Below are 8,109 nucleotides of genomic sequence, written 5' to 3'. Positions count from 1 at the left end.
GAGCGCACGATCCCCTTTTGTTCCGATTCTGCTTGGCGATTGCGCGCCGTCGCGCTACCTCTGGCGCGTGACAGAGCAGCCGCGCCTTGCCGACCGGAATGCCGCCATTCTCTTGCCGGAGCCATTCGTCAAATGGTTCGGGGAAAAGGGCTGGTCGCCTCGCGCTCATCAGATAGAGTTGCTGGCAAGGGCACAAGCCGGGCAGTCGGTGCTGCTGATCGCGCCGACCGGCGCCGGCAAGACGCTGGCCGGCTTCATGCCGTCACTGACGGAGCTGGCCAATCGGCCGAGGCGGAAACCGGGACAGGCGCATCGCGGCATCCATACGCTCTACATCTCGCCGCTGAAGGCGCTGGCCGTCGATATCGAACGCAATCTTGGCAAGCCGGTGGAGGAGATCGGCCTGCCCGTCACCATCGAGACGCGCACCGGCGACACCCCCGCCCACAAGCGCCAGCGCCAGAAGCTGGTGCCGCCCGACATCCTGCTGACCACGCCCGAGCAACTGGCGCTGCTGATCGCGGCACCCGATGCCCGGCGCTTCTTCGAGGATCTGCGCTACGTCGTGCTCGACGAGTTGCATTCACTGGTGATCTCGAAGCGCGGGCATCTTCTGGCGCTCGGCCTGGCGCGGCTGCGCAACTACGTGCCTGGCCTGCAGACCATCGGGCTTTCCGCCACTGTCGCCGAGCCAGACGAATTGCGCCGCTGGCTGGTCGGCCAGAACCCACCCAAGACCTTAAAAAGCCCCGCGATGGCCGGGCTGATCACCGTCGCCGGCGGGGCGAAGCCCGACATCTCCATCCTCGACTCGCGGGAGCGCGTGCCGTGGTCCGGTCATTCGGCGCGCTATGCCATTCCCGAAATCTACGAGGCGATCAAGCGCCACCGCACCACGCTTCTGTTCGTCAACACCCGCAGCCAGGCCGAATTGCTGTTCCAGGAACTGTGGCGGGCCAATGAGGACGCGCTGCCGATTGCGCTGCATCATGGCTCGCTCGATGTCGGCCAGCGCCGGCGGGTCGAGAAGGCGATGGGCGAGAATGCGCTGCGCGCCATCGTCGCCACCTCGACGCTCGATCTCGGTATCGACTGGGGCGATGTCGATCTGGTCGTGCATGTCGGCGCGCCGAAGGGGGCGAGCCGCCTGGCGCAGCGCATCGGCCGCGCCAACCACCGCATGGACGAGCCGTCCAAGGCGATCCTGATCCCGGCCAATCGCTTCGAGGTGCTGGAGTGCCGCGCGGCTCTCGACGCCAACTATCTCGGCGCGCAGGACACGCCGCCATTGATCGAGGGCGCGCTCGATGTGCTGTCGCAGCATGTGCTGGGCGTCGCCTGCGGTGCGCCGTTCGACGCCGATCTTCTGTTCGAGGAGGTGCGCGGTGCCGCGCCCTATGCGGCCCTGGAGCGCGAGACTTTTGATCGCGTTGTCGATTTCGTCGCCACCGGCGGCTATGCGCTGAAAAGCTATGAACGCTATGCCCGCATCCGCAAGACCAACGACGGATTGTGGCGCGTCTCGCATCCGCGCATTGCCCAGCAATATCGTTTGAATGTCGGCACCATCGTCGAGATGCCGGAGCTCAACGTGCGCTATGTCAGGCAGGGGCGTGGCCTTGTCGGGCGCGGCGGCCCCGTGCTCGGCAAGATCGAGGAGTATTTTGCCGAGACTTTGCGGCCTGGCGATAATTTCCTGTTTGCCGGCAAAGTTCTTCGTTTCGAGGGCATCCGCGAGAACGAATGCGTCGTCTCCAACGGCGCCGGCGCCAACATCATCGTGCCGTCCTATGCCGGCGGAAAATTCCCTCTGTCGACCTATCTGGCCGACCAGGTGCGCGGCATGCTGGCCGATTCCAGCCGCTGGCAGGCGCTGCCCGAACAGGTGGCCGACTGGCTGCGCCTGCAGAAGGAAAAGTCGGTGCTGCCGAAGCGCGGCGACCTGCTGGTCGAGACCTTTCCGCGCGGCAACCGGCATTACATGGTCGCTTATCCGTTCGAAGGCCGGCTGGCGCATCAGACGCTCGGCATGCTTTTGACCCGGCGGCTGGAGCGCGCCGGCGCCCGCCCGCTCGGCTTTGTCGCCACCGACTATTCGCTGGCGGTCTGGGCGCTGGACGACATGGCCGCGCTGTTCAAGGCGAAAAAGCCTTCGCTCGGCGCACTGTTCGACGAAGACATGCTGGGCGACGATCTCGAAGCCTGGCTGAACGACAGCTGGATGCTGAAGCGCACCTTCCGCACCTGCGCGGTGATCGCCGGGCTGATCGAGAAGCGCTTTCCCGGACAGGAGAAGAGCGGCCGCCAGGTGACCGTGTCGGCCGATCTGATCTACGACGTGCTGCGCAGCCACGAGCCGGACCATATCCTGCTGCAGGCGACGCGCACCGATGCCTCGGCCGGATTGCTCGATGTCAGCAGACTTGGCGAGATGCTCTCGCGTGTGCGCGGTCGAATCGTGCATAAGCATCTCGAGCAGATTTCGCCGCTGGCCGTGCCGATCATGCTGGAGATCGGCAAGGAATCGGTGAATGGCGGCGCCAACGAGACGCTGCTGATGGAAGCCGCCGATCTGGTCGAGGAGGCCATGGGCCAAAGATGAGTTCGGTTTCAAGATGAATTTTTCGCTCGCGCGCACATCGTTGATTGCAGAGGCCGATCTGGTCGGCATCGCCGGCGAGCGCGCCGTCTGCGATCCGCGCGGCGTGCTCTATTTCCCCGAGCTGAAATTGCTGGTGGTGTCGGACCTGCACCTGGAAAAAGGCTCGTCGCTGGCCAGGCGCGGCGCGCTGATCCCGCCTTACGACACTGGCGCGACGTTGCTCCGGCTGCAGGCCGGGATCGCCGACTATCAGCCCGCGATCGTCATCAGCCTCGGCGACTCCTTCCACGATGGCGGCGGTGCCGAGCGCATGCATTCGAGCTTCCGCGAGCGACTGGAAGCGCTGATCGCCGGCCGCGACTGGTTCTGGGTCGCCGGCAATCATGACCCGGAGGCGCCGGCCGACCTGCCGGGCGAGACGGTGCGCGAACTGGCCATCGGTTCCCTGGTCTTCCGGCACGAGCCTTCGGTCGTGAGAGTGGAGGGCGAGATATCAGGCCATCTGCATCCTTGCGCCCGCATCGTGCAGCGCGGCCGCTCGGTGCGGCGGCGCTGTTTTGCCGGCGACGGCGGCCGCATGATCATGCCGGCCTTCGGCGCCTATACCGGCTCGCTCAATGTGCTCGACCGCGCCTATGCCGGGCTGTTCCGCCACGAGACGCTTATGGCCTACATGCTTGGCGCCGAGCGCATCTTCGCCATTTCCGGCTCGATGCTGAGGCCTGGCTAGTGCATGTCGCCCAAAAGTGCGCAGCGGTTTTGGGATAACGACATGCATAAACACAAAGACTCTACCGGCCGTAGTACAGAGTGACGGTGTGCTTCGCCTCGGCGAAGAACAGCCAGCGCTCGACCAGCATGCCGGCGAACTGGATGACTGCGGCGAGTATCGAGAGAACCGCCACAAAGAGCCATGGCAAGCCAAACGCGGCAAGCAGCAGCACTATCGGCAGGCCGAAGGCCAGCAATTGCGCGATCTGGCGCAGCCGCACGCTGTGCTTGCGCGCGATGCGAAAGCCCATCTCCTTGAGCAGATAATTTTCCTCGGTATGCGGCCATTCCATCGACCGCACCGTGCCGCCTGCAAGCCCGGTCGCGGTGTTGGCGGTGGTCGGGATTTCCAGCCGGTCATTGTATCGCCAGGTCGCCAGCTTCCAGCCCCAGCCGAGCCCAGTCAGCAGCACGCAGCCTGCCAGAAGGGTGTTCGAGCCGATGGCGAAAAATTGCAGCAGCGCGTTCAAAAGCACGCCGCCCGTCATCGCCGAGAAGATGAGATAGCCGGGCAAGGTATAGCGGCTGTGCCATTGGGCGATCGGCTTCAGCGATGCATAGATCATGCCGGTGGTGCAGACGGTGACGACGGCGCCGATGGCCGCCAGCAGTCCGGCTATGGCCACCCAGCCGCCTGTATGGCCGAAAAACACCCAGCCTATGCCGAACAGCCCGGCCGGAACAAAGGTGACGACCGAAGCAACGCCTTCGCGCGACAGCCAGGAGCTGCGCCATTGCGAGAAGGCGCGCCATGCCCGCTCCGGCCGGCCGAGATGACCGGTCGAGGACAACAGGCCGGCGGCGATCAGGCCGAGCGCCAGCCCCATGCTGATGAGCCCGAGCCAGAAATCGGCCGGGATCGCGCCAACCCCTCCGAGTACGCCAAGCAACGCGAGCAGGCCGTAGCCGGCGCCCGTGGCGGTGGTGAAGAAGACGACCGAGAAGGCTGGATGCATGGATGTCAGTTCGAAAGCATGCGGTCGACCCAGCCGAGGAAACCGCCCTCAGTCCGCACCGGCTCCAGCGCCGGTGCCGGCACCGATGCGGCGCGCGTGGTGTGAGCGCGCGGCGGCAGGTACTTGTTGGTCGGGTGATAGCCCATCTCCGGCATAAGGTCGACGCCGCCGCGCTCAGCCACCAGTTGCGAGACCGCCGACAGGGGATCACCAAGGTCGCCGAAATGCCGGGCACTGGTCGGGCAGGCGGCGACGCAGGCCGGCACGCGGTCATCCTCCGCCAGATTGTCGTTGTAGATGCGGTCGACGCAGAGCGTGCATTTCTTCATCACGCCGACATCGGTGTCGAATTCGCGCGCCCCATAGGGGCAGGCCCAGCTGCACAATTTGCAGCCGATGCATTTGTCCTCGTCGATCAGCACGATGCCGTCCGAAGCGCGTTTGTAGGAGGCGCCGGTCGGGCAGACGGTGACGCAGGCCGGCGTCTCGCAATGCAGGCAGGAGCGCGGGAAGTTCACCGTGCGCCCGCCCATCTCGGTCGTGTGCTCGTAGCTGTGGACGCGGTTGAACCAGACCCCGTCGACATTGCCGCCATAGGGATCGATGTCGGTCAGCGGCGCCATATGGCCGCCGGTGTTCCATTCCTTGCAAGCCGTCACACAGGCCTGGCAGCCGACGCAGGTGTCGAGGTCGATGACCAGGCCGAGCCTCTTGTCGGTGTGGGCGGGAAGGCATGTCATTCGGCGGCTTCTCTTTTCATGCGGAATTCGGCGCCGAAACGGAGTTTGTCAGGCGCGGGCTCGAAATGCGGCGGCTGCTGGAAGCGCTCGAACTGCGGTTCGGTGAAGCCGGCTTCTTCGGCCGCGCATTTGACGATGCGCACGCGCAGGTCGAACCATGCGGCCTGGCCGGTGACCGGATCGGAGTTCGAGTAGCGCTTGCCGTTCTTATCGGCAGACGTCTGGTCGCCGATGATGTGATTGAGCAGGAAGCCGCGATTGCTTTCGGCGGCGTCGTCCTTCAGCCCCCAACTGCCGCGCCGCTTGCCGATGGCGTTCCACGTCCACACCGTGTCGGGGTTCACGCCGTCGACCAGCTTGATCTGGCCCTTCACCCGGCCGTTGATGCTCTCGATCCACACCCAGTCGTCATCGACTAGCCCGAGGCTCGCTGCGGTCCTGTGGTGCACGAACAGCCGGTTCTGGCTGGTGATCTGCCTGAGCCAGGCGTTCTGCGAGCCCCAGGAGTGGTACATGTGCATCGGCCGCTGCGTCAGCGCATGCAGCGGATATTTCTGGAGGTCGACAGCGGCCTCCTCGAACGGGGCGTACCAGAACGGCAGCGGATCCATACAGGTCTCGATGCGGCTGCGTTCCGACTCCGGCGGCAGCACCCGCCCATGGCCGCGCCCCGCAAGGCGGAAGCGCTGCATCGGCTCGGAATAGAGCTGGAAGACGATCGGCTCCGCTTTGGCGATGAAGCCCATCTGCACGGCGAAGTCGAGATAAGAGCGGTTGGCCATCTTGTAATAGCGCTGGTCGGCGGAAAAGTCGTGGTGCCAGAAGCCGCCATTGTCGATGTAGCGCTGCAACTGGTCGGGATTGGGCTCGCCATTGCCGACCAAAGCGCCGTCCTTGCCGCGCCAGCCGGCAAGCGGGCCGATGCCGGGCGTGCGCTCGTGATTGACGATATAGTCGGCATAGTCGCGATATTTGGCAGCGCCATCCTCATTGACGAAACCTGGCAGGCCGAGCCGCGCGCCGAGCTCGATCAGCACCGTCTGGAATGGCCTGACGTCGCGATCCGGTTCGACCACGGGATGGCGGATGGCGTCGCCCGGCCCGTCGGCATGGCTGATCGGCCGGTCGAGCAGGCTGATGCAGTCGTGCCGCTCGAGATAGGTTGTGTCGGGAAGCACAAGATCGGCGAACGGTACTGTCTCGGAGTAATAGGCGTCGGAATAGATGATGAAGGGAATCTTGTAGTTGCCGGCCTCATCAGTGTCGGTCAGCATGGCGATCGTCTCGACGGTGTTCATCGACGAGTTCCAAGCCATGTTCGACATGTACATCATCAACGTGTCGATAGGGTAGGGATCGCCGGCCCAGGCGTTGCGGATGACGGTGTGCATCAGACCGTGCGCGGCCAGCGGCGCATCCCAGGAATAGGCCTTGTCGATGCGAAGAGGCGTGCCGCCTTCATCAACCAGCAGATCGTCCGGCCCGCAGACGAAGCCGAGCGGCATGCCTTCCAGCGGCGTCATAGGCTTCACATGCCTGCCCGCAGGCTTCGGTCCCGGCGGCGCCGACCGGGGATAGGGCGGCTTGAAACGGAACCCGCCAGGTACATCCACCGTTCCGAGCAGCACCTGCAAGAGATGGATGGCGCGGCAGGTGTGAAAGCCGTTCGAATGGGCCGAGATGCCGCGCATGGCATGCATCGCGACCGGCCGTCCCTTGATCGTTTCGTGACGGCGGCCGGGCCAGTCGGTCCATGCCACCGGCAACTCGATCGCCTGTTCGAAGGCGACATGCGCCAGTTCGGCGGCGATCCGGCGGATCGTGTCGGCGGGAACGCCGCAGCGTTCCGCGACCATGTCAGGGGAATAGCTCTCTTGCAGATAACGGTCGGCAATGAGTTGGAACACGGGTACACAGCGACGGCCGTCGACCGTGAAGCTGCCGGTCAGCGCCGGTTTCGCGCTGGCATCCGTGGCATTGACTTGTGTCTTCGCCATCCTGTCCCAGGCCAGCGGATTGCCGGCGGCGTCGCGCACAAACAGCCCGTCGTCGGCAGCATTTTGCTCCTGGATGACGAGGACATGGGCATTGGTGTAGCGCAGGAGATAGTCGAGATCGACACAGCCGGCCTTCAGCAATTCATGGATCAGAGCGAAGACGAACAGGCCGTCGGTGCCAGGCCGGATGCCGATCCAGTCGTCGGCGATGGCGTTGTAGCCGGTGCGGCAGGGGTTGATCGAGACGACCTTGGCGCCGCGCGCCTTGAGCTTGCCGAGGCCGATCTTGATCGGGTTGGAATCATGGTCCTCGGCGACGCCGAACAGCATGAAGTACTTGGTGTTGTCCCAGTCGGGTTCGCCGAACTCCCAGAACGAGCCGCCGATCGTATAAAGGCCGCCGGCCGCCATGTTGACCGAGCAGAAGCCGCCATGGGCGGCGAAATTCGGCGTGCCGAACTGGCTGGCCCACCAGCCGGTCAGCGATTGCGACTGGTCGCGCCCGGTGAAGAAGGCGAGTTTTTTGGGATCGGTCCGGCGGATGGCCGACAGCCGCTCCGTGGCGATCGAGAACGCTTCCTCCCATTCGATTTCGCGAAACTCGCCGGAGCCGCGCGGGCCGGTGCGCAGCAAGGGCTTCTTCAGCCGCGCCGGGCTGTAGTGCTGCATGATGCCGGCACTGCCCTTGCCGCAGATCACGCCGCGATTGACCGGATGGTCCTTGTTGCCGTTGATGTAGCGGACCTTGCCGTCCTTGATGTGGACGTCGATACCGCAGCGGCAGGCGCACATGTAGCAGGTGGTCTTGGCGATGCTGTCGGAGATGTCAGGCGAAGTATCGACGCCATCGCCCTCATCGGGCGCGCGCGTGTCGGCGAGCGGCCGTTGCGACGGTGCGGAATTGGCGCCGCGGGGCGCTCCCTGGCTCATGATCCCGGCGTGCTTTTGCGGTCCGCGAACTTGGCGCGTGTCTTCGGCCCAGGGCCGCGCATGTAATGTTCTTCCGGGTGATAGCCGTCGCCCGCGAGCCGCCGCCGCAGGCT

The 8,109-nt window shown here is 64.9% G+C and carries 5 protein-coding genes; 2 read left to right on the top strand and 3 right to left on the bottom strand.

The window, feature by feature from the left end; all coding sequences use genetic code 11:
* Nucleotides 1–67: 67 nt before the first annotated feature.
* Together MESS4_RS22855 and pdeM are read left to right on the top strand one after the other, a co-directional pair.
* Nucleotides 68–2,602: a ligase-associated DNA damage response DEXH box helicase gene (locus tag MESS4_RS22855; RefSeq protein WP_006336061.1), complete on the top strand. Its 2,535-nt coding sequence runs from the start codon at nt 68–70 to the stop codon at nt 2,600–2,602.
* 13 nt (nt 2,603–2,615) lie between these two features.
* Complete coding sequence (gene pdeM, locus MESS4_RS22850) at nt 2,616–3,332, top strand: ligase-associated DNA damage response endonuclease PdeM (RefSeq protein ID WP_006336060.1); 717 nt, start codon at nt 2,616–2,618, stop codon at nt 3,330–3,332.
* Between the two features lie 61 nt (nt 3,333–3,393).
* On the opposite strand, the gene MESS4_RS22845 is transcribed toward pdeM, so the two are convergent.
* From MESS4_RS22845 to MESS4_RS22835, 3 genes are read right to left on the bottom strand one after another with little or no spacing between them, the layout of a single operon-like run.
* The gene (locus MESS4_RS22845) at nt 3,394–4,329 is read right to left on the bottom strand and encodes a DmsC/YnfH family molybdoenzyme membrane anchor subunit (RefSeq protein ID WP_006336059.1); all 936 of its coding nucleotides are present in this window, start codon (nt 4,327–4,329) and stop codon (nt 3,394–3,396) included.
* A 5-nt stretch (nt 4,330–4,334) separates the two neighbouring features.
* Nucleotides 4,335–5,069, bottom strand: coding sequence for a 4Fe-4S dicluster domain-containing protein (locus tag MESS4_RS22840; RefSeq protein WP_006336058.1), 735 nt, complete (start codon nt 5,067–5,069; stop codon nt 4,335–4,337).
* Nucleotides 5,066–7,996, bottom strand: coding sequence for a molybdopterin oxidoreductase family protein (locus MESS4_RS22835; RefSeq protein WP_006336057.1), 2,931 nt, complete (start codon nt 7,994–7,996; stop codon nt 5,066–5,068). The genes MESS4_RS22840 and MESS4_RS22835 overlap by 4 nt, the downstream gene beginning before the upstream one ends.
* Between the last annotated feature and the right edge of the window lie 113 nt (nt 7,997–8,109).

Origin of the sequence: Mesorhizobium sp. STM 4661 (assembly GCF_000359125.1) — a bacterium.
GTDB lineage: Bacteria > Pseudomonadota > Alphaproteobacteria > Rhizobiales > Rhizobiaceae > Mesorhizobium.
The sequence above is the reverse complement of the archived record's forward strand: the minus strand, read 5'-3'. Positions and strand labels throughout refer to the sequence as shown.